We start from the raw sequence: 19694 nt of genomic DNA on the forward strand, positions 1-19694 counted from the left end.
CGTGCGCACCTGTGGACGGCACGGTGCGTCGGGGCCGCCGGGGTGCCATGCTGGGAAGGAACACACGGAGGTTCACGATGGGGTTCTATGCCGAACGGATCGTGCCCCGGATCGCCGATGCCGCCGGCCGCTCGAAGGCGTTCGAGCCGCTGCGGCGCCGGGTCTGCGAAGGCCTGTACGGCGAGATCATCGAGATCGGGTTCGGCTCCGGGCACAACGTCCCGTTCTACCCGGAGGCCGTCACCGACGTGGCCGCGGTCGAGCCGTCCGATCTCGGCTGGAAGCTGGCCCGGGACCGCATCGACGCGGGGCACGCCCTGGTGCGGCGCGCCTGCCTGGACAGTCAGTACCTGCCGTTCGAGGACAACACCTTCGACGGCGCCCTCTCGACGTGGGCGCTGTGCACCATCCCCGACGCCGACGCGGCGCTGCGCGAGGTGCGGCGGGTCCTCAAACCCGGTGCGACCCTGCACTTCCTGGAGCACGGGCTGGCGCCGGAGGAGGACGAGGACGTACGCCGCTGGCAGCGCCGCCTCGATCCACTGGAGCGGCGGCTCTTCGGCGGGTGCCATCTGACCCGGCCGATCCCCGAGATGCTGGCGGCCGCGGGGTTCACGATCGTCGATCTCGACGTGTTCTACGCGAAGGGCGCCCCGAAGCCGATGGCGGCCGACTCGATGGGGATCGCCGCCCCCTGACCCGCGTGGCCCGGCCCGGCGCCCGGAACTCATCGCCCGGCGCGGTCCGGATGGGCGGCGCGGTCCAGGAGCAGCGCGCGTTCCCGTGCGTTGCGGGTCAGTCCGGCCGCCCGTACGAACTCCGCCCGTGCCTCGTCCGTACGGCCCGTCCTGGCCAGCAGGTCCCCGCGGACGCTGGGCAGCAGGTGGTAGTTCCTGAGCGCCGGATCGTCGGCCAGGGCGTCGGCCAGGGCGAGGCCGGCCGCGGGGCCCTCGGCCATCGCGACCGCGACAGCCCGGTTGAGCTCGACGACCGGGGACGGCGCGATCGCAGCGAGGCGGCCGTAGAGCGCGGCGATGGTGCTCCAGTCCGTGTCCTCGTACGTCACCGCCCGCGCGTGGCACGCGGCGATCGCCGCCTGCACGGTGTACGGGCCGAGCCCGGCACCCTCCTCCGTCGCCGCCACGGCCCGTTCCAGGGCCGCGACGCCGCGCCGGATCAGCAGGTGGTCCCAGCGGGCCCGGTTCTGGTCGGCGAGCAGCACCGGCGCTCCGTCCGGCCCGGTCCTGGCGGCGGTGCGTGAGGCCTGGAGTTCCAGCAGCGCCGCCAGGCCGTGGACCTCCGCCTCCCGTTCCATCAGGGCGGCCAGCACCCGGGCCAGCCGCAGCGCGTCCTCGCACAGCGTCGGCCGCAGCCAGTCGTCGCCCGCGGTCGCGGCGTACCCCTCGTTGAAGATCAGATAGATGACGTCGAGCACGGAGGCGAGGCGGGCGGCGCGCTCGGGTCCGTACGGCACCTCGAAGGGGACGCCCTCCCGGCCCAGGGTCCGTTTCGCCCGGACGATGCGCTGGGCGACGGTCGGTTCGGGGGCCAGGAACGCGCGGGCGATCTCTTCGGTGGTGAGTCCGCCGAGCAGCCGCAGGGTGAGGGCGATCCGGGCCTCGGTGGACAGCACCGGATGACAGGCGGTGAAGATCAGCCGGAGCAGATCGTCGTCGATGTCGTCCGCTTCCGCGGGCTCGGGCGGTGGCACGTCCTCCAGGGTCCGCCCCACCTCGGCGAGCTTGCGCGCGTACGTCTCCTTGCGGCGTACGAGATCGATCGCGCGGTGTCTGGCGGTGGCCATGAGCCAGGCGCCCGGCCGGTCCGGGACACCCGACTCCGGCCACTGTTCCAGCGCGGCCACCAGGGCGTCCTGCGCGAGTTCCTCGGCGATGCCCACGTCCCGCACGATGCGGGTGACACCTGCGATGATCCGCGCGGACTCGATCCTGAAGACCGCTTCGACCGTCGTCCTCGCACTTGCTGCCGTCACGGTCACCCATCAGAGCAGCGGTACGGGGGCGCGGCAAACGGGGCCGGTCAGATGCCCGGGGCCTCGTCGATCTGCCGGACCTCGGAGGTGACGGTCCAGCTCTCCGGGTGGATCTGCAGGAACCGCTTGGTCCATTCCAGGGCTTCGGCCTTGTCCTTGACCTGGAGGATGGCGTAGCCGCCGACGACCTCCTTGGTCTCGGTGAAGGGGCCGTCGGTCAGGCTGAGCCTGCCGCCGGACCAGGTGACCCTGGTGCCCTGGGAGGTCGGGGTGAGTCCGGCCGTCTCCAGCATGACCCCGGCCTTGGTGATCTCCTCGAACAGGGCGCCCATGCGCTTCTCGAAATCGGGGCCCGGGTTCTCGGAGGGGATGTTCTGCTCGTCGATGCGGATCAGCGACATGAAGCGGGGCATGGTGACTCCTCGGTCGGAAGGGGCGGGGTCCTTCCCCGCCTCTCACCCTTGCGTCGAACGGGAGACACCCGGATCGACAGCTCCCATGGAATTCTTCTGAGAATCTTCCAGAGCGGCCACCGGAGCGGCCACCGCAGCGGTCCGTTCCGGTGCCGGGAGCAGCACCAGGGCCACCAGCGCCGCAGCCGCGAGCAGCCCCGCGCAGACCGGAACGCCGCCGCGTACCCCGCCGCCGGATCGGCCGGCCGGTCCCCGCCACCGGTGACCTGTGCGGCGACGGTGACCAGCACCGCGCGTCCCGGCGAGCCGCCCACCCGGCGGGAGCTGTTCAGCAGCCCGGAGGCCATCCCCGCCTCGTCGGGCGCGACACCGGTCGTGGCCGCGGTGCCGAGCGGTACGAAGCACATCCCGATGCCGATGCTGCAGACCGGGGAGCCCGCCCGGGTCGGTGCGCGCGTACCGGGTGGTCCGGAGCCATGTCCACGGCGACGCCCCCGGCCGAAGGGCCCCTCCCGCCGAGGGGCTCGCCCCGCCCCGAGTACTCCCCCGTCCGCGAGCCTCTACGACCCCAGGGACTCGAAGCGCCAGCGGTGCACCGGACGGGTGATCAACTCGGCGGCCGGTTCGGGGAGTTCGGGCAGCTCGTCGCCGTAGGCCGCCGCCCACCAGGTGATGACCAGGACCCGGTCCTTCGGGGCGCGCAGCAGCTCGCGGCGCAGCGGCTCGCGGGCCAGCTCGGCCGCGCGGGCGCGCGCCCACTCCAGGAGTTCGGGGCCCCTGCCGTCGACGGCGCGGGCCTCCCACATCAGCGCGACGGTCGTACCGCCCGTGCCGCTCATGAGTACAGGTTGTCCTTGCTGATCTCGTGCACGTGGTCGTGATCGTGCGCGTGGGCACCCGGGACGTGCGGGTCGGTCACCGGCAGCGACGAGTCCGCGGACAGCTCCAGGTCCGACGCCGGCCTGCCCCGGGCCACCATCTCCGCGCCCAGCGCCGCGACCATCGCGCCGTTGTCCGTGCACAGCCCCGGCCGCGGCACCCGCAGCCGGATGCCGGCCCGCTCGCACCGCTCCTGGGCCAGCGCCCGCAGCCGCGAGTTGGCCGCGACGCCGCCGCCGATCATCAGGTGGTCGACGCCCTCGTCCTTGCAGGCCCGGACGGCCTTGCGGGTGAGCACGTCCACGACGGCCTCCTGGAAGGACGCCGCCACGTCCCTCACCGGTACCTCCTCGCCCGCCGCCCGCTTGGCCTCGATCCAGCGGGCCACCGAGGTCTTCAGACCGGAGAAGGAGAAGTCGTACGCGGGATCGCGCGAACCGCTCAGACCGCGCGGGAACGCGATCGCCTTCGGATCGCCCTCCCTCGCCAGCCGGTCGATGACCGGACCGCCGGGAAAGCCGAGATCCAGCACCCGGGCGATCTTGTCGAAGGCCTCGCCCGCCGCGTCGTCGATGGTCGCGCCCAGCGGCCGTACGTCGTTGGTGATGTCCGGTGCGAGGAGCAGCGAGGAGTGGCCGCCGCTGACCAGCAGCGCCATCGTCGGCTCGGGCAGCGGGCCGTGCTCCAGCTGGTCGACGCAGATGTGCGAGGCGAGGTGGTTCACCCCGTAGAGCGGCTTGTTCAGCGCGTACGCGTACGCCTTCGCCGCCGAGACGCCGACGAGCAGCGCGCCCGCGAGTCCGGGGCCCGCGGTGACGGAGATGCCGTCGAGGTCGCGGGCGCTGATCCCGGCCTGCTTCAGGGCGCGCTCGATGGTGGGGACCATCGCCTCCAGATGCGCCCGGGAGGCGATCTCCGGGACGACGCCGCCGAAGCGGGCGTGCGTGTCGACGCTGGACGCCACGGCGTCCGCCAGCAGCGTCGTACCGCGGACGATGCCGACGCCGGTCTCGTCGCAGGAGGTCTCGATGCCGAGTACGAGCGGTTCGTCAGCCATCAGTCAGTCTCTGTCTCTTGTACGGGCTCTTGCACCGTCAGGCGCATGACGAGTGCGTCGATGTTGCCCGGCTGGTAGTAGCCGCGGCGGAAGCCGATCGGTTCGAAGCCGAAGCGTTCGTACAGCTTCTGCGCCCGGGTGTTGTCGACGCGGACTTCGAGGAGCACCTCGGCGCACTCGAAGGCCGTGGCGTGCTTCAGCAGATCGCCGAGGAGTTCGGAGCCGAGGCCGCCGCCCCAGTGGTCACGGGTGACACCGATGGTCTGTACGTCGGCGAGGTCACCGGCCGCGGCGAGCCCGGCGTAGCCGACGATCCGGCCGGTGACGGGGTCCTCGGCGACGACGTAGCGGCGGGTGGCCCGCGCACCGCGGGAGTGCGCCAGCTCGGACCAGAACATGCCGGCCGACCAGGCGTCGTCCGGAAACAGCTCGTGTTCGAGCTCCAGCACCGGATCGATGTCCCACCAGCGCATCTCGCGCAGTACGGCAGTCGTGCTCGTCACTTGGGGGTGACCACCTTGTAGTTCTTCGGGACCTGGGCGTCGGGCCTGCGGAGGTAGAGCGGCTGCGGCGGCAGCAGTTCCGCGCCCGCGGCCAGGCGCTCGGCGGCGAGGGCGGCCAGCGCACCGGCGCCGACGTGCTCGGGGCCCCGGGCGTCCGGGAATGCCTCCGGGTAGAGCACGGCGCCCGCGCCGACGACGGGAAGTCCGGCGAGCCGCTCGGCGATGTCGGCGGGCCGGTCGACGGCGGGCTCCGTGGCACGCGTACGGAAGTCCTCGTATCGCGCCCAGTACACCTCCTTGCGGCGGGCGTCCGTCGCGACGGCGAACGGGCCCTCCAGGCCGCCTTGCCCGGCGGCGTACGCGAGAGCGTCCAGGGTGCACAGCCCGTGCACGGGCACGGAGAGGGCGGAGCCGAAGGTCGCGGCCGTGACGAGGCCGACCCGCAGCCCGGTGTACGGGCCGGGGCCGACACCCACGACCACGTCGGTCACGGCGTTGAGTTTCATCCCGGCCTCGGCGAGGACCCGGTCGACGGCGGGCAGCAGCAGCTCCCCGTGCCTTCGGGCGTCGACCTGGCCGTACTCGGCGACGACGGAGCTTCCGTCGTGAAGGGCGACGGTGACGGCGGGGGTGGCGGTATCCACGGCGAGCAAGAGCACGCAAACAGCCTACGGCTCCTCCGACGGGGGCACGGCGTCCCGTACGGCGTCCCGGTACGACCGGCACCGGCTGCTACCGTCACCGTGTACACGCGGGTACGACGTAAACGCTTGTACTACATACGGAAGCGAAAGGGGCGCGCACGGTGGCTAGGGGCAGCTCGGGAATCGTGGCCGGGCTCACCGCGGCGGCTCTCGCCGTGGTCGGTTTCCTGGCCTACCAGGCATCGGCGAACGCCCCCGATTCCGTGGCCGCGCCCAAGCCGAAGGTCTCCAGCACCGCCCCTGCCGCCGGCCATGACAAGCCGAAGGACAAGAAGAAGTCTCCGCCCGCGCTCCCGGCCGGCTCCGGTACCGGCAAGCGCGTGGTGTACGCCCTCAAGGACCGTCAGGTGTGGCTCGTCGACGAGGCCGGGAAGGTGACCCGGACCTTCGAGGTCATGCCGAGCGCGCTGAGCCCGAAGCCCGGGACGTACCAGGTGGGTACGCCGCGCCAGGGGCCGCCCACCAAGGGCTCGGACGGCGTGATGATCGAGCACGTGGTGCGGTTCACGATGGTGGACGGCGTGTCCGTCGGATTCAGCGCGGCGGTGGACGGCTCGATGGAGAGCCCGAATCCGGCACTGAAGACGGGCGGCGTACGGATGGCCCGGGCCGACGGGGACGCGGTGTGGGAGTTCGCGACCGTACGCACGCCGGTGGTCGTCGTCCCGTAACCCGCGGGTTCAGCCGGCCCGGCGTCCCGGGACGGATGCGGCAGGTTCCGATTCCGTTTCCGCGTCCGCGTCCGTTTCCGTGTCGTCCGCGGGAACGGCGGTGGCCCGGTCCTGGTCAGCGGACGGCGCGGGCGGGGTCGAGACCGCCGTGGCCGCGGCGCAGGCCGACAGCAGGTCTCTCATCGATGGCGGCGGCGGCACTTCACGGTCGGCGGACGTCGTCATGGATGCCTCCTGAGGCTCCGGCGGAAGGCGTGGTTAGGCAGACCTAACCCGCTCTCACCATCCATGTGACCACGCCCGCCCCGCTCGGCGCAACAATGTGCCGACACACTGTCGGAAAGCGCGTCCCGCGCTCAGACCTCGCCCAGCCCCGCCCAGCGCGCGCCGATGCCGACCAGCGTCACCGTGCGCCGTTCGTCGTCCGTGTCACCGACCGCGCGGTGGATCACCACCTGCAGCCGGTCGTCCGAGAGCTCCTCGACCTTGCCGTCGCCCCACTCCACGACCACCACCGACTCCGGCAGCGACACGTCGAGGTCCAGGTCCTCCATCTCGTCGAGCCCGCCGCCCAGGCGATACGCGTCGACATGGACCAGCGCGGGACCGCCGGTCAGCGACGGGTGGACACGGGCGATCACGAAGGTGGGCGAGGTCACGGCGCCACGCACCCCGAGGCCCTCGCCGAGCCCCCGGGTCAGCGTCGTCTTCCCGGCGCCGAGCTCACCGCTGAGCATCACGAGGTCGCCGGGGCGCAGGACAGCGGCGATCCGGCGGCCGAGGGCCTGCATCTGTTCGGGGGATTCGACGGCCAGGCGCACGGTGACGGTGCCCGGCGCGGCGCCTTCGTCTGGCTCAGCCGTCAGGCTGTTGTGCGGTGCTTCCATGCCCGCCAACGTTAGCCGCTGCCGGCACCGCTCCGACGCGTACCAGCAGGTCCGCCAGCCGGTCCGTCACCGTCTCCGGGTGTTCCAGCATCACCAGATGACCGGCGTCCGGGACGATGACCAGCTCCGCCTCCGGGAGCTGGTCCGCGATGGCCTCGCTGTGCGAGCTGGGCGTCACCAGGTCCTTGTCGCCCGCCAGGATCAGCACCGGGAGGTCGCGGAAGGCGGGCAGCACGTGGCTCTTGTCGTGTTCGGTGAAGGCCGGGTAGAACTCGGCGACCACATCGATCGGGGTGGATTCGATGAGCCGCTCGGCGAACCGTTCGACCGCCGGGTCCACGTCCCGCGAGCCGAACGAGTACCGCTTGATCAGACCGGCGAAGAGATCGGCGGTCGCCCGCCGGCCCCGTTCCACCAGTTCGGCCTGGGAGCCGAGCGCCCTGAGCACCCCGGGCAGCACCCGTCGCACCGCGTTCACGCCCGCGATCGGCAGCCCGAAACTGACCTCGCCGAGCTTCCCGCTCGATGTGCCGACGAAGGCCACGGCGGCGACCCGGTCCCGGATGAGCTGGGGGTACTGCTCGGCGAGCGCCATCATCGTCATGCCGCCCATCGAGTGCCCGACCAGCACCAGCCGCCCTTCCGGGGCGGCCGCGTCGATGACCGCCTTCAGATCCCGGCCGAGCTGGTCGATGCCGACCGTCACCCCGTCCGCCTGGGCCCGGCCCCGCTCGGAGCGGCCATGGCTGCGCTGGTCCCAGTGGACGGTACGGACCAGACCGCGCAGCGCCGCCCGCTGGAAGTGCCAGGAGTCCTGGTTGAGGCAGTAGCCGTGACTGAAGACCACGGTGACGGGTGCGGGCGCCTTGCGGCCGAAGAGCCGGCGGCGGCGGGTGCCGGCCCCGGTGGCGGTGGTGCTCTCGCCGTCCGGACCGGTCCCCGTACCGCCGTCCGGTTCGACCTCGTCGACCTCGTAGTACAGCTCGGTGCCGTCGTCGGCCGCGGCCCGGCCGGGCAGTCCGCGCAGCGAGCCGTACGGCCCCGAGGCGTCCAGCGCCAGCCTGGCCCTCCTGCGCATGCCCCGGCCCACGGTCAGCCGCTCGACCGCGACGCCCGCGGCGGCTCCGGCCGCGATCACACCTATGGCGGCGCCGGCGAACCCCGCCCGGCGCCAGCCGACCGCCGTAGCGGCGTCCGTCACCGCGTCCCCCGCGCTGATCTCGCTCACCGTGCCGCGCTCCTCGTCGGTCGTATCCGTCAGGTCAGGGCTGGTCTGTTCCAGTCGTGCTCAGATCGTGCCTGGTCAGGGGCGCTTGATCGGTCAGGACTCGGCCGGGGTGCCATGCAGATGGACGCGCGGCACACGGGTGCCGATCCGGGTGACGATCTCGTAGGCGATCGTGTCGGCGGCCTGCGCCCAGTCCTCGGCGCTCGGCTCGCCCCGGTCGCCGGGGCCGAAGAGGACCGCTTCGCTGCCCACCTCGATCTCGTCCCCGTCGAGGTCGACGACGAACTGGTCCATGGCCACCCGGCCCGCGATCCGCCGCCACACGCCACCGACCAGGACGGGCGCGCGGCCGGAGGCATGGCGCGGGATGCCGTCCGCGTAGCCGACCGGCACCAGGCCCAGGGTCGTCTCGGCGGAGGTCGTGTAGTGGTGTCCGTAACTGATCCCGTGACCGGCCGGCACCTGCTTGACCAGGGCGATCGACGCGACGAGCGTCATGACGGGACGCAGTCCGAAGTCGGCCGGGGTGCCGAGCTCGGGGCTGGGCGAGATGCCGTACATCGCGATCCCGGTCCGTACGAGATCGAAGTGCGCCTCGGGGATCGTCAGGGTCGCCGGGGAGTTGGCCATGTGGCGCACCTCGGGATCGACGCCCTCCTTCTCCGCGTACGCGACCATGTCCCGGAACACGTTCAGCTGGGCGGCGATGGAGGGGTGGCCCGGTTCGTCGGCGCAGGCGAAGTGGGACCAGAGGCCGGTGATCCTGACCGTGCCCGCGTCCTCGGCGGCGCGGGCGGCGGCGACCAGCTCGGGCCAGTCGGCGGGCTGGCAGCCGTTGCGTCCGAGGCCGGTGTCGGCCTTGAGCTGGACACGGGCCGGGACGCCGGCCTCCGTGGCCGCGGCGACGACCTCGCGCAGGGCCCACATCCCGCTCACCGACACATCGATGTCGGCCTCGATCGCCTCGCGCCAGGGACCGCCCGGCGTCCACAGCCAGCACATCACCCGGCCGCCGAGCCCGGCGGCCCGCAGCGCGAGCGCCTCCTGCGGCGTCGCGGTGCCCAGCCAGGTCGCCCCGGCCTCCAGCGCGGCGCGGGCGCAGGGCACCGCCCCGTGCCCGTACGCGTCGGATTTGACGACGGCCATGAGTTGCGCACAGGCCGCCCGCGCGCGCAGTTCACGCACATTGGCGCGCAATGCGTCGAGGTCGATCTCGGCACGGGCTCTCAAGGACGCTGTCTCGTTCATCGCGCCCAGTCTCTCAGAGGCGTACGACAGGCCCTGCGGGCGACGGGTCGGGCCGGGGCCGTCACCCGGGGCGTCCGCTGTGCCGCGGGGGTCCATCTCAGTGCCGGCGCAGCTCGTGTTCCAGATGGTCGACGAGGACCGGGACATGGCTGTGCGGTACGTCCTTGACCGCCGTGACGAGCGTCACCGGGCCGCCCTCGCGGACCAGTTCCACCAGCTCGTCGACGGCCGCCGTGTGGGCGGGGTCGGCCAGTTCGGCGCGGTAACGGTCGGTGAACTCGTCGAAGCGGGTGCCGGTGCGGTCCTCGTGGTACCAGGCACGGAGCTCGTTCGACGGGGTGACGTCCTTGAGCCACTTGTCGATCCGGGCCCGGTCCTTGGCCACGCCGCGCGGCCAGAGCCGGTCGATGAGGACGCGGGTGCCGTCGCCGTCCTCCTGCGGGTCGTACACCCGGCGTACGCGCACGTCGCTGCCGCTGCCCTTGCTGGTGCCCACGATCGGCCTCCTGTCGGCGTCCGCCCGCCGTGCCCCCTGCTGCCCGGCGCTCTCCGGCCCAGGATCACTCAGGCCCGTACGTCCCGCCACGCCGCGGGAATCGCCTCCGCGACGTCCTGCGCGGCGACGGGAGCGCCGTCCGCGGCGTGGCGGGCGGCCAGGCCGTGCAGATACGCGCCGACCGACGCGGCGTCGCGCGGGGCGAGGCCCGCCGCCAGCAGGGAGCCCGTCAGGCCGGAGAGGACGTCGCCGCTGCCGGCCGTGGCCAGCCAGGAGGTGCCGGTCGCGTTGACCCGTACGGGGGTGTGCGCGGTGTCGGTGGCGACCAGGGTCGTCGACCCCTTGAGCAGGACCGTGGCGCGGTGACGGGCGGCCAGTTCCCGTACGGCGGCGAGCCGCCCCGCCTCGACCTCCCCGCGCGGGACGCCGAGCAGGGCCGCCGCCTCACCGGCGTGCGGGGTGAGGACGGTCGGCGCGGTGCGCGCGCGTACGACGGCGGCGTCGAGCAGCCGAAGCCCGTCCGCGTCGACGAGCACCGGGACGTCCGTGTCCAGCACGTCTCGGACCGCCTCGACGGCCTCCGCGCCGTCACCGAGCCCCGGCCCGACGACCCATGCCTGCACCCGTCCCGCCTTCGACGGCGGGCCCTCGTGGACCAGCGTCTCCGGATGGCGGGCGATCACCGCGTCCGCGCCCGGACCGACGTACCGCACCGCCCCCGCGCCGCCCCGCAGCGCCCCGGAGACGGCCAGCACCGCCGCCCCCGGATACCGCGCCGACCCGGCGACGATGCCGACGACACCCCGCCGGTACTTGTCGCTCTCGCTCGCGGGCACCGGCAGGAGCGCGGCGACGTCCGCGTACTGCAGTGCCTCCAGGTCGGGTACGTCGGGCAGCTCCGGCCCGAGCCCGATGTCGACCAGGTGCAGCGCGCCCGCCAGGCCGGCGGCCGGGTCGATGAGCAGCCCCGGCTTGTACGTGCCGAAGGTGACGGTGGCGTCGGCCCGCACCGCCCCGCCGAGCACCTCGCCGGAGTCGGCCTCGACCCCGCTGGGCAGGTCGACGGCGACGACGGCCGCGCCGGTCGCCTCGAAGTCCCGCACCAGCGCGGCGGCGTCCGGCCGCAGTCCGCCCCGCCCGCCGATGCCGGTGATCCCGTCCACGACGAGATCGATGTGCCCGCCCCAGGCGCTCGTCGCCCCGTCGCCCTCCGCCACGCGCCCGCCCGCCGCCAGCAGCGCCGCGAGCCCTCCCTCGTGGGCGCGGCCGGGCGAGGTGAGCACGGCGCGCACGCCCGCGCCGCGGCGGGCCAGCCGGGCGCCCGCGTACAGCGCGTCGCCCCCGTTGTCGCCGCTGCCGACGAGCAGGACGACCCGCGCCCCGTACACCCGTCCGCGCCGGCGCAGCACATCGGCGCAGGCCGCCGCGAGTCCCGCCGCGGCGCGCTGCATCAGGGCGCCCGCGGGGAGCCGGTCCATCAGGGCGCGCTCGGCGGCCCGTACGGTCTGAACGCTGTACGCGGTACGCATGTGCTCAACCCTCCGCGATCACCACGGCCGACGCCACCCCCGCGTCATGGCTGAGCGACACATGCCAGTTCCGTACGCCCAGTTCGGCCGCGCGCGCGGCGACGGTGCCACTGACCCGCAGCCGGGGCTGTCCGCTGTCCTCGACGTACACCTCGGCGTCCGTCCAGAGCAGACCGGCCGGCGCGCCGAGTGCCTTCGCGAGGGCCTCCTTGGCGGCGAACCGCACGGCGAGCGAGGCGATACCGCGCCGCTCGCCGCTGGGCAGCAGCAGCTCACTTTCCACGAAGAGCCGGTCGGCCAGGTGCGGTGTACGCTCCATCGCCGCGTCGAACCGTTCGATCTCGGCCACATCGATCCCGACCCCGATGATCACGCGTGTTCCTTCACTGCTCGCTACTCCACGGTCACGGACTTCGCCAGATTGCGCGGCTGGTCCACATCGTTGCCGCGGGCCGTCGCCAGCTCACAGGCGAAGACCTGCAGCGGCACGGTGGACACCAGCGGCTGAAGCAGCGTAGGCGTAACGGGAATCCTGATGAGGTGGTCGGCGTACGGCACGACCGCTTCGTCGCCCTCCTCGGCGATGACGATGGTGCGGGCGCCGCGGGCCCGGATCTCCTGGATGTTCGACACGATCTTGTCGTGCAGCACCGACCGGCCGCGCGGCGAGGGCACGACCACGACCACGGGCAGATCGTCCTCGATGAGCGCGATCGGCCCGTGCTTGAGCTCGCCCGCGGCGAACCCCTCGGCGTGCATGTACGCCAGTTCCTTGAGCTTCAACGCGCCTTCCAGGGCCACGGGGTAGCCGACGTGGCGGCCCAGGAAGAGCACGGTGTCGTGGTCGGCGAGGGAGCGGGCCAGCGCGCGAACGGGCTCCATGGTCCCCAGGACCTGTTCGACCGCCCCGGAGATCTCGGAGAGCTGGCGGATGACGGTCCGGATCTCGTCGCCCCACTTCGTGCCGCGGAGCTGCCCGAGATACAGGGCGACGAGATAGCAGGCGACGAGCTGGGTGAGGAAGGCCTTGGTGGAGGCGACGGCGACCTCGGGCCCGGCGTGCGTGTAGAGCACGGCGTCGGACTCCCTGGGGATGGTGGAGCCGTTCGTGTTGCAGATGGCCAGGACCTTCGCGCCCTGTTCGCGGGCGTGCCGCAGGGCCATCAGAGTGTCCATGGTCTCGCCGGACTGGGAGATCGCGACGACGAGGGTGCGGTGGTCGAGGATCGGGTCGCGGTAGCGGAACTCGCTGGCCAGCTCGGTCTCGCAGGGAACACGGGTCCAGTGCTCGATGGCGTACTTGGCGATCATCCCGGCGTGGAACGCGGTGCCGCAGGCCACGATCACGACCTTGTCGACCTCGCGGAGCTCGCGGGGGGTGATCCGCACCTCGTCGAGGTGGAGCGTGCCCGCGCCGTCGATCCGCCCGAGGAGGGTGTCGGCGACGGCCTTGGGCTGTTCGGCGATCTCCTTGAGCATGAAATAGTCGTGGCCGCCCTTCTCGGCGGCGGAGACGTCCCAGTCCACGTGGTACTCACGGACGTCGGCGGGCCGCCCGTCGAAGTCGGTGACGGTGACGCCCTCCCGCCGCAGCTCCACCACCTGGTCCTGCCCCAGCTCGATCGCGGAACGGGTGTGCGCGATGAACGCGGCCACGTCGGAGGCCAGGAACGACTCGCCCTCCCCCACCCCGACCACGAGCGGCGAGTTGCGCCGGGCCCCGACCACCGCGTCGGGCGCGTCCGCGTGCACGGCCACCAGAGTGAAGGCGCCCTCAAGGCGCCGGCACACCTGGCGCATCGCCTCCGCCAGGTCCGCGCAGGACGAGAACGCCTCGGCGAGGAGATGCGCGACGACCTCGGTGTCGGTCTCGGAGGCCAGATCGTGGCCGCGCTCGGCGAGTTCGGCGCGCAGCACGGCGAAGTTCTCGATGATCCCGTTGTGCACGACGGCGACGCGGCCGGCGTTGTCGAGGTGCGGGTGGGCGTTGGCGTCGGTGGGGGCGCCGTGGGTGGCCCAGCGGGTGTGGCCGATGCCGGTGGTCCCGGCCGGCAGCGGCGCCTCGGCCAGTGCCTTCTCCAGATTGACGAGCTTGCCCGCCTTCTTCGCGGCGGCCAGACCGCCGTCCGCGAGGACGGAGATGCCCGCCGAGTCGTAGCCCCGGTATTCGAGGCGCTTCAGGCCCGCGACGACGACGTCCTGCGCCGACTGCCCACCGACATATCCGACGATTCCGCACATACCGTTCCCTTCCTGGTCGCCCGCCCCTCTTCTCCGCATCGTCGCAGAAGGCGAACGGAGCGGCAGAAATCGAGACAGAACGACGAAAACAGAGATCGTCCGGCGGCCTCGAACCGGCCCGGTGGGGAACCAGGGCCTTTCATTTGGATCAGGCCGGATCAGCGAGCGGGGTCCGGTGCCGTGGATCGCGAGGCGGAGGAGGGAGGCAGATGGAGTCTCCCCTGCCGGCGGGTCCGGCTCCGGCGGATCCGGCTCCGCCGGCAGGTCCGAAGGCGGCCGCACCACGCGATCACCGCCCTGGGCGGACTTCGGCGCCCGAGATCACGGCGTGGCAGCCGATGGATTCGGCGAACCCTGCCGCGCACCGGGACATCCGGCGTTTCAGTGCTTGAGGAAGTCCAGGAGGTCCTTGTTGAACCTCTCCTTGTAGCCCGGCACAACGGCGATGCCGTGGGGGCCGCCTTCGTAGACCTTGAGGGTCGCGTCCTGGATGAGTTGGGCGGTCTTGCGGCCCGTGGCGTCGATGGGGACGATCTGGTCGTCGTCACCGTGCACGACGAGCGTGGGGATGTCGAACTTCTTCAGGTCCTCGTGGAAGTCCGTGGCCGCGAAGGCGTCGACGCAGGCGACGCCGCCCTCGATGGTCTCGGCCATGGCCATGGACCAGAAGGCGTCCTGGTTGCCCTGTGTGACCTTGTTGCCGTCGCGGTTGGCGCCGAAGAAGGCGACCGCGGTGTCCTTCCAGAACTGCGAACGCTCGGCGAGGATGCCGTTCTTGATGCCGTCGAAAACCGACTGCGGTACGCCCTCGGGGTTGTCGGGGCCCTGGAGCATCAGCGGACAGATCGCCGAGAGCAGCACCGCGGACCTGATCCGGTCCGTTCCGTGACGGCCGATGTAACGGGCGAGTTCGCCGCCGCCCATCGAGTGCGCGACCAGCGTGACGTCCCGCAGGTCCAGTTGGGTGATCAGGTCGTGGAGGTCGTCCGCGAAGGTGTCGAAGTCGTAGCCGTCCCAGACCGGGGTGGAGCCGCCGTGACCGCGACGGTCGTGGGCGATGCCGCGGAACCCGTTGTCCGCGACCGCCTTGAGCTGGTCCTGCCAGGCGTCCCCGCTCAGGGGCCAACCGTGGATGAAGACGACAGGGCGGCCGCGGCCCCAGTCCTTGTAGAAGATGTCGACACCGTCGCGTGTGATCACCGTGGGCATGCGTGTTGTCCTCTCGGATCTACTGCCGGGCCCCCAGTCCAGAGTGCGGCCGGACGCGCGGGCCGCAAATCGGAATCGGGGGGACCCGCCGGCCGCGCCCGTCGTTCCGGGCACGCCACCACGCCGCCTCGGCTAGGGCCGGGCTCGCTCAGCGGCCACGGCATCCGCACCGCACCTTCAGGGGCCTGGGACAGCGAGCTCGGGCGGGGCCTGACCACGAGCCGTAAAGTAGGAGTGACACATACTTTGAACCACTCCTACTTCAGGGATGCTGATGGCCTTCACCGGACGCAGTCGCGAGTTGCGCATCCTCGGATCCTGGCTGGACAAGGTCAGGGCCGCTTCGGGCGGCAGCGCCGGGCAGGCGCTGGTGATCAAGGGTCGGCGACGAATCGGCAAGACCCGGCTGGTGCAGGAGTTCTGTGCACGGTCGGGACTACCGTACGTGTTCTTCCAGGCGACCCGCGGACAGCCCGCGCCACTGGCCCGGCGGGCCCTGTTCGACGCGGTCGCCGGAGGGCACGGCATGAGGGAACACGGCGCCGCCCTGGGGCAGGCCGCCGCTCCCGAGGACTGGGTCCGAACGCTGGCCGCAGTGGCCGCGGCGCTACCCGCGGACGAGGCGGTCGTTCTCGTGCTGGACGAGGTCCCCTGGCTGGCCGAGGCCGATGCGGGATTCGATGCGGCACTCAAAACCGCCTGGGACATGCACCTGTCCGCGAAGCCCGTGCTCCTGCTGATCCTCGGCTCCGATCTCGCGATGATGGACCGGCTGACGTCGTACGAGCATCCCTTCTACGGGCGAGCGGGCCAGTACACCGTGGGTCCGCTCAACCCTGCGGACGTACAGGATTCCACCGCGCTCGATGCCGCGGACGCGCTGGACGCGTACCTGGTCACCGGGGGTTTCCCGGAGGTCGTGACCGACTGGCGGACCGGTGAGTCGGTGGCCGGCTATCTCGAACGCCAGGTGGAGGACCCTTCATCAGTGCTGCTGACGACGGGCGAGCGTTCCCTCGCGGCGGAGTTTCCCGCAAGGTTGCAGGCCGGCAGGGTGCTGCGTGCGATCGGTTCCGGCGAACGGACCTTCTCCGGCATCGCCGCAAGTACGGGAGGAGCCGATGGACGTCCGCTGGCGCACGGCACGCTCGCCCCGATACTGACCGAACTCATCGAGGCGAAGAAGATCGTGGCCGCAGAGCTTCCGTTGGCCACCCGGCCCGCCCCGAAACTCAAGCGCTATCGGATCGCCGACACCTACCTGCGGTTCTGGCTGGCGCATCTGGAGAACGCCGTTGCGCAGGCGGAGAGAGGCAGAGGGGACGTATCAGCTGCGCGAATTCAGCGGTCGTGGCCGTCCTGGCGAGGCCGTGCGGTGGAGCCGGTGATCAGGGAGGCACTGGCCCGCAGAGTGCCGGACGGCATGTTCCCCGAGGCGACCGAGGTGGGCGGCTGGTGGAACCGCCAGAACAACCCGGAGATCGACCTCATCGGCGCGGACGCGCAGCCTGTGGCACGTCGTGTCTTCTTCGTCGGATCGGTGAAGTGGCGCGACGAGACACCCTTCGGGGTAAGGGATCTGACGGAGCTCGCGTCAGCGGCACAGCAGGTGCCGGGCGCGGAAGGCGCCGCCCTGATCGCGGTCAGCCGTCGGCCGCCGACGGGTGCGGCAGCGGAGGGGCTGGCCGCGCACTGGGGGCCCGAAGACGTGCTCACGGCGTGGCGGTGACGGCGGCGGCAGTCAAGTCGGAGGCGCTGTCAGCACGGTGGCCGCCCCGCCCCCAGGACGACCGGGAACGAGGCGGGCGCCGACGGGCGCGGTGGTCAGTTGCCGGAGGCGTACGTGACGAACTCCGCCCACGCGCACGGCGCGAAGCCGAGGTGAGGGCCGCCTGGCAGGTTCTTGGAGTCGCGTACGTGGATCGCGCTCGCGGTCTCCGCGACCTCGACGCACTGGGGGCCGTCGTTGGTGCTGTAGCTGCTCTTGAACCACGTCAGTTCGGTGTCCATACGTCTCCCTGGTGAGTCAGCTTCCCGACGCGTACGTCACAAAGTCTTCCCACGCCGAGGGCGTGAATCCGAGCTGGGGGCCGCCCGGCAGGTTTTTGGAGTCGCGTACGTGGATCGCGCTTGCGGTCTCCGCGACCTCGACGCACGCCGGGCCGTCATTGGTGCTGTAGCTGCTCTTGAACCACGTCAGCCCGGAAGTGTCTCCGGCGGAGGGCTTGGCACTCATGTCTCTCCCAGCAATTTCGTGATGAAGGCCCGCGAGAACCGAGGTGTGAACGCCTGGGCTCGGACCAGGCCGTACCGCATCTCAAGGATCTGGACCTCCTTGGGATCAGTGATCAGTCGGCTGGTGAGCTGAACCTCGTTGTGCCCCACAGCCGTGCCATCACTCAGCTTAAGCACCCGGTGCGAGCCGGCCAGCCCCGCATGCTCCTCGGTGTCCGTCGGCATGACCTGGATCTCGACATGCCTCAACGTGCTCAGTTCTAGCAGGTGTTCGAGCTGCCGACGCAATACCATTTTCCCACCGGTCGGCCGCCTCAGCGTCGCCTCTTCCTGGACGAATGTCAGCAGCGGGGCAGGACATCGCTTGAAGAGCGATTGGCGAGCCATGCGCGCAGCCACCAGACGGTCCACCTGGTCCTCGGTGTACGCGGGACGCCGCTCTTTGTACAGAGCACGGGCGTACTCCTCGGTCTGCAAAAGGCCTTCGACGACATCACCGGCGTACGCGCCCATCTCCACCACGCCCGCCTCCAGCTTGGCCAGGTCACGGACCTTCTTCGGATACCGCGCCTCCGCCACGTCCTGCTTCATCGCGGCGATCTTGCCGCCCGCGCCCAGAGCCTTGTCCGCCTTGTCCAGGAACTCCGGCTTGGGGATACGCTTCCCGGCCTCCACCTTGTAGACCTGGTTCTCCCCGTAGCCGATCGCTGCACCCAGCTCCGCCGCGCGCAGTCCGGCCGTCTCGCGCCAGAGCCGGATCTGGCGGCCGACCGCCGCGATCACCGCGCCCGAGTCGTCCTCGACGTCGAACTCCCAGTCAGGGCCGTCCGCCGTGTTGTCTCCATTGCCCCGGTTGTCCTCGCTCGCCATACGACACCCGCCTCCACCCGTGCCCGCACCGTCTCGCGTTGGACGCCGTACCGGATGGACAGACCCGTACAACCGCTGGACAGTCACTGTCCGTACGCACGTCATTGCTGTTCAGAGTAGGCATCTCCGGCCACGCTGAGTGACGTGAACCGAGAAATCACCCAACCGCGTGCCCGCAGCGGCCAGTTCGCCGTGCAGCTCTCCGCCACCCGTCGAGGTGCCCGACTCGCCCGGCTCCTCGCGACCGAGCAACTCCGTTCCTGGGGGCTGCCGCTGGAGGACGCCGGGCATGTCATCGCCGAGCTGGCGTCCAACGCCGCGCTGCACGGGTACGTCCCGGGGCGGGACTTCCGCATCATGCTGACCGTCACCGGGGACACGCTCCGTATCGAGGTCACCGACGCCCGCGGGGACGTACTGCCCCGCCTCCCGGAGCGGAACGACGATTCCGAAGCGGGTCGCGGGCTGTTGCTCGTCGAGGCGATCGCCATCCGGTGGGGGGTGCAGGTGGGGCCCTTCCCCCGCAAGACCGTCTGGGCGGAGGTCGCCCTCACCGGATCGTGACAATCACACCCCCATCTGTCACGTTCCGGGAACCGCGCCGGCGCATCGGGGGAGAGGGACAACGGGCCGGAGTCGGTTTTCCCCGCCAAGACGGTCAACGCGACCATCCCGCCGGGCAAGCACTCGCTCCAGTGGTGGGGCACGCAGGGCGAACCGACTGCTGTGCCGACGACCCGCGGCCAGTAGACGCCGACACGGCACTGCTCAGCGTACGTCGATGAAACCACCGTCTGCGGGCGTCGATGGATGCCCTGACGGTGGCCTTCAGGGCGCCCGTGCTGCCGAACGCCACTGGCCCACTCCGAACGCAACACTCCCTGCGACCCTCCCGGCCATGGATCACTTGAAGCGGGGCAGCTTGTCGGGAAGCTCTTGGGCTTCCCGACACTGTTGAATTTTATAGTTGTACTTCAGTAGCTGATAGGAAAAGTCAGTGACCGCCTGCCGCAGCTCTATTCCGGTTGCCCGGGTTTCACCGATTGCCCTGGACTCCACGATCAGCGCATAGGCATTTCGCGCCTCTTCAGGCTTCTTTCCGGGCGGCGTACAAGGGACGTACATAGAAACATCATCCGGGGATGCAATCACGCTGACACCTCCCGCTCGCGCCTCGACCTTCCCTTCCTCCCGACCGTGGCCGTAACCTTCTCGCCAGTCGTCAAAGGAGGCGTCGTGCACCGATCCATCGCCGGAAATGATTGAGTCCTGGCTGCGAGTCTTGACGTTGCAGGAGAAGACGAAGCTCTCCTTGAAGGGGGAAACTGTTCTTGCGCGTTCGTGAGCCGTCATCGTACTCGGAAGAATTTTTGCCACTATCCCCCGATCAATTGCTCCCGAACACACCTTGGCAGGCAATCGGTCAATTCCCTTGGTAAAAATCTCCACATAGCCGAAAACGCCCACACCCAGAACAGCCAGACCCAGAACGGCTTGAATGGCCACTCTTTTCTCGATACTCATTGCGGCA

Annotated in this window: 23 protein-coding genes; 4 read left to right on the forward strand and 19 right to left on the reverse strand. The window is 71.1% G+C overall.

Features of this window, described 5'->3' with window-relative positions; genetic code table 11:
• Positions 1 to 77 precede the first annotated feature (77 nt).
• Positions 78 to 698, forward strand: coding sequence for a class I SAM-dependent methyltransferase (locus ACZ68L_RS22690; protein ID WP_469579617.1), 621 nt, complete (start codon positions 78 to 80; stop codon positions 696 to 698).
• 29 nt (positions 699 to 727) lie between these two features.
• On the opposite strand, the gene ACZ68L_RS22695 is transcribed toward ACZ68L_RS22690, so the two are convergent.
• From ACZ68L_RS22695 to tsaB, 6 genes are all read right to left on the reverse strand, one after another.
• Positions 728 to 1999: an RNA polymerase sigma factor gene (locus tag ACZ68L_RS22695; protein WP_469579618.1), complete on the reverse strand. Its 1272-nt coding sequence runs from the start codon at positions 1997 to 1999 to the stop codon at positions 728 to 730.
• 41 nt (positions 2000 to 2040) lie between these two features.
• The gene (locus ACZ68L_RS22700) at positions 2041 to 2406 is read right to left on the reverse strand and encodes a YciI family protein (RefSeq protein ID WP_469579620.1); all 366 of its coding nucleotides are present in this window, start codon (positions 2404 to 2406) and stop codon (positions 2041 to 2043) included.
• A 560-nt stretch (positions 2407 to 2966) separates the two neighbouring features.
• Positions 2967 to 3245 carry a hypothetical protein gene (locus ACZ68L_RS22705; protein ID WP_469579622.1) on the reverse strand — a complete coding sequence of 93 codons (279 nt, stop codon included), beginning with the start codon at positions 3243 to 3245 and terminating at the stop codon, positions 2967 to 2969.
• Positions 3242 to 4342, reverse strand: a complete 1101-nt coding sequence (tsaD, locus tag ACZ68L_RS22710; protein WP_469579624.1) for a tRNA (adenosine(37)-N6)-threonylcarbamoyltransferase complex transferase subunit TsaD — start codon at positions 4340 to 4342, stop codon at positions 3242 to 3244. Before tsaD ends, ACZ68L_RS22705 begins: the two co-directional genes overlap by 4 nt.
• Positions 4342 to 4845, reverse strand: a complete 504-nt coding sequence (rimI, locus tag ACZ68L_RS22715) for a ribosomal protein S18-alanine N-acetyltransferase (protein WP_365690025.1) — start codon at positions 4843 to 4845, stop codon at positions 4342 to 4344. The genes tsaD and rimI overlap by 1 nt, the downstream gene beginning before the upstream one ends.
• Entirely contained in the window at positions 4842 to 5504 is a 663-nt protein-coding gene (gene tsaB, locus ACZ68L_RS22720; RefSeq protein WP_469579627.1) for a tRNA (adenosine(37)-N6)-threonylcarbamoyltransferase complex dimerization subunit type 1 TsaB, read from the reverse strand. The genes rimI and tsaB overlap by 4 nt, the downstream gene beginning before the upstream one ends.
• A 170-nt stretch (positions 5505 to 5674) precedes the next feature.
• Between tsaB and ACZ68L_RS22725 the strand changes: the two genes are divergently transcribed.
• Positions 5675 to 6220: a hypothetical protein gene (locus ACZ68L_RS22725; RefSeq protein ID WP_469579764.1), complete on the forward strand. Its 546-nt coding sequence runs from the start codon at positions 5675 to 5677 to the stop codon at positions 6218 to 6220.
• A gap of 9 nt (positions 6221 to 6229) precedes the next feature.
• Here ACZ68L_RS22725 and ACZ68L_RS22730 read toward each other — a convergent pair whose 3' ends face one another.
• The 9 genes from ACZ68L_RS22730 to ACZ68L_RS22770 all read right to left on the reverse strand — a co-directional run bounded on the left by ACZ68L_RS22730 (position 6230) and on the right by ACZ68L_RS22770 (position 15058).
• Positions 6230 to 6445 (reverse strand): hypothetical protein, encoded by a 216-nt coding sequence (locus tag ACZ68L_RS22730; protein ID WP_469579628.1) that lies wholly within the window; start codon positions 6443 to 6445, stop codon positions 6230 to 6232.
• A 131-nt stretch (positions 6446 to 6576) separates the two neighbouring features.
• Complete coding sequence (tsaE, locus tag ACZ68L_RS22735) at positions 6577 to 7107, reverse strand: tRNA (adenosine(37)-N6)-threonylcarbamoyltransferase complex ATPase subunit type 1 TsaE (RefSeq protein ID WP_469579630.1); 531 nt, start codon at positions 7105 to 7107, stop codon at positions 6577 to 6579.
• A complete protein-coding gene (locus ACZ68L_RS22740; protein WP_469579632.1) occupies positions 7076 to 8335 on the reverse strand; it encodes an alpha/beta fold hydrolase in 1260 nt (419 codons plus the stop codon). Before ACZ68L_RS22740 ends, tsaE begins: the two co-directional genes overlap by 32 nt.
• Before the next feature lie 93 nt (positions 8336 to 8428).
• On the reverse strand, positions 8429 to 9583 hold the full coding sequence (gene alr, locus ACZ68L_RS22745; protein WP_469579634.1) for an alanine racemase: 1155 nt from the start codon (positions 9581 to 9583) through the stop codon (positions 8429 to 8431).
• Between the two features lie 97 nt (positions 9584 to 9680).
• Positions 9681 to 10079, reverse strand: a complete 399-nt coding sequence (locus ACZ68L_RS22750) for a DUF488 domain-containing protein (RefSeq protein ID WP_469579636.1) — start codon at positions 10077 to 10079, stop codon at positions 9681 to 9683.
• 68 nt (positions 10080 to 10147) lie between these two features.
• On the reverse strand, positions 10148 to 11608 hold the full coding sequence (locus ACZ68L_RS22755) for an NAD(P)H-hydrate dehydratase (RefSeq protein ID WP_469579637.1): 1461 nt from the start codon (positions 11606 to 11608) through the stop codon (positions 10148 to 10150).
• 4 nt (positions 11609 to 11612) lie between these two features.
• A complete protein-coding gene (locus ACZ68L_RS22760) occupies positions 11613 to 11981 on the reverse strand; it encodes a holo-ACP synthase (protein ID WP_361441496.1) in 369 nt (122 codons plus the stop codon).
• 20 nt (positions 11982 to 12001) lie between these two features.
• Positions 12002 to 13849, reverse strand: coding sequence for a glutamine--fructose-6-phosphate transaminase (isomerizing) (gene glmS / locus ACZ68L_RS22765; RefSeq protein WP_469579639.1), 1848 nt, complete (start codon positions 13847 to 13849; stop codon positions 12002 to 12004).
• A 381-nt stretch (positions 13850 to 14230) separates the two neighbouring features.
• Positions 14231 to 15058 carry an alpha/beta fold hydrolase gene (locus ACZ68L_RS22770; protein WP_469579640.1) on the reverse strand — a complete coding sequence of 276 codons (828 nt, stop codon included), beginning with the start codon at positions 15056 to 15058 and terminating at the stop codon, positions 14231 to 14233.
• A gap of 274 nt (positions 15059 to 15332) precedes the next feature.
• Between ACZ68L_RS22770 and ACZ68L_RS22775 the strand changes: the two genes are divergently transcribed.
• Positions 15333 to 16787: an ATP-binding protein gene (locus ACZ68L_RS22775; protein WP_469579642.1), complete on the forward strand. Its 1455-nt coding sequence runs from the start codon at positions 15333 to 15335 to the stop codon at positions 16785 to 16787.
• A 95-nt stretch (positions 16788 to 16882) separates the two neighbouring features.
• On the opposite strand, the gene ACZ68L_RS22780 is transcribed toward ACZ68L_RS22775, so the two are convergent.
• The 3 genes from ACZ68L_RS22780 to ACZ68L_RS22790 are packed head-to-tail and all read right to left on the reverse strand — an operon-like array spanning position 16883 to position 18163.
• Positions 16883 to 17068, reverse strand: coding sequence for a DUF397 domain-containing protein (locus ACZ68L_RS22780; RefSeq protein ID WP_469579644.1), 186 nt, complete (start codon positions 17066 to 17068; stop codon positions 16883 to 16885).
• Positions 17069 to 17084: 16 nt separating this feature from the next.
• Entirely contained in the window at positions 17085 to 17294 is a 210-nt protein-coding gene (locus tag ACZ68L_RS22785) for a DUF397 domain-containing protein (RefSeq protein WP_469579646.1), read from the reverse strand.
• Positions 17291 to 18163, reverse strand: coding sequence for a helix-turn-helix domain-containing protein (locus ACZ68L_RS22790; RefSeq protein ID WP_469579648.1), 873 nt, complete (start codon positions 18161 to 18163; stop codon positions 17291 to 17293). The genes ACZ68L_RS22785 and ACZ68L_RS22790 overlap by 4 nt, the downstream gene beginning before the upstream one ends.
• Positions 18164 to 18307: 144 nt before the next feature.
• Here ACZ68L_RS22790 and ACZ68L_RS22795 point away from each other — a divergent pair, with 144 nt between their 5' ends.
• A complete protein-coding gene (locus ACZ68L_RS22795; protein WP_469579650.1) occupies positions 18308 to 18727 on the forward strand; it encodes an ATP-binding protein in 420 nt (139 codons plus the stop codon).
• A gap of 339 nt (positions 18728 to 19066) precedes the next feature.
• Here the strand turns inward: ACZ68L_RS22795 and ACZ68L_RS22800 are convergent, their stop codons facing one another.
• Complete coding sequence (locus tag ACZ68L_RS22800; protein ID WP_469579651.1) at positions 19067 to 19687, reverse strand: hypothetical protein; 621 nt, start codon at positions 19685 to 19687, stop codon at positions 19067 to 19069.
• Positions 19688 to 19694 lie beyond the last annotated feature (7 nt).

The organism is Streptomyces sp. NPDC104309 (assembly GCF_055584025.1).

Coding starts and splice junctions, on each gene's coding strand:
- ACZ68L_RS22690 (WP_469579617.1), top strand. CDS start 78: ATGGGGTTCTATGCCGAACGGATCGTGCCCCGGATCGCCGATGCCGCC.
- ACZ68L_RS22700 (WP_469579620.1), bottom strand. CDS start 2,406: ATGCCCCGCTTCATGTCGCTGATCCGCATCGACGAGCAGAACATCCCC.
- ACZ68L_RS22705 (WP_469579622.1), bottom strand. CDS start 3,245: ATGAGCGGCACGGGCGGTACGACCGTCGCGCTGATGTGGGAGGCCCGC.
- tsaD (WP_469579624.1), bottom strand. CDS start 4,342: ATGGCTGACGAACCGCTCGTACTCGGCATCGAGACCTCCTGCGACGAG.
- ACZ68L_RS22730 (WP_469579628.1), bottom strand. CDS start 6,445: ATGACGACGTCCGCCGACCGTGAAGTGCCGCCGCCGCCATCGATGAGA.
- tsaE (WP_469579630.1), bottom strand. CDS start 7,107: ATGGAAGCACCGCACAACAGCCTGACGGCTGAGCCAGACGAAGGCGCC.
- alr (WP_469579634.1), bottom strand. CDS start 9,583: ATGAACGAGACAGCGTCCTTGAGAGCCCGTGCCGAGATCGACCTCGAC.
- ACZ68L_RS22755 (WP_469579637.1), bottom strand. CDS start 11,608: ATGCGTACCGCGTACAGCGTTCAGACCGTACGGGCCGCCGAGCGCGCC.
- glmS (WP_469579639.1), bottom strand. CDS start 13,849: ATGTGCGGAATCGTCGGATATGTCGGTGGGCAGTCGGCGCAGGACGTC.
- ACZ68L_RS22770 (WP_469579640.1), bottom strand. CDS start 15,058: ATGCCCACGGTGATCACACGCGACGGTGTCGACATCTTCTACAAGGAC.
- ACZ68L_RS22775 (WP_469579642.1), top strand. CDS start 15,333: ATGGCCTTCACCGGACGCAGTCGCGAGTTGCGCATCCTCGGATCCTGG.
- ACZ68L_RS22780 (WP_469579644.1), bottom strand. CDS start 17,068: ATGGACACCGAACTGACGTGGTTCAAGAGCAGCTACAGCACCAACGAC.
- ACZ68L_RS22785 (WP_469579646.1), bottom strand. CDS start 17,294: ATGAGTGCCAAGCCCTCCGCCGGAGACACTTCCGGGCTGACGTGGTTC.
- ACZ68L_RS22790 (WP_469579648.1), bottom strand. CDS start 18,163: ATGGCGAGCGAGGACAACCGGGGCAATGGAGACAACACGGCGGACGGC.
- ACZ68L_RS22800 (WP_469579651.1), bottom strand. CDS start 19,687: ATGAGTATCGAGAAAAGAGTGGCCATTCAAGCCGTTCTGGGTCTGGCT.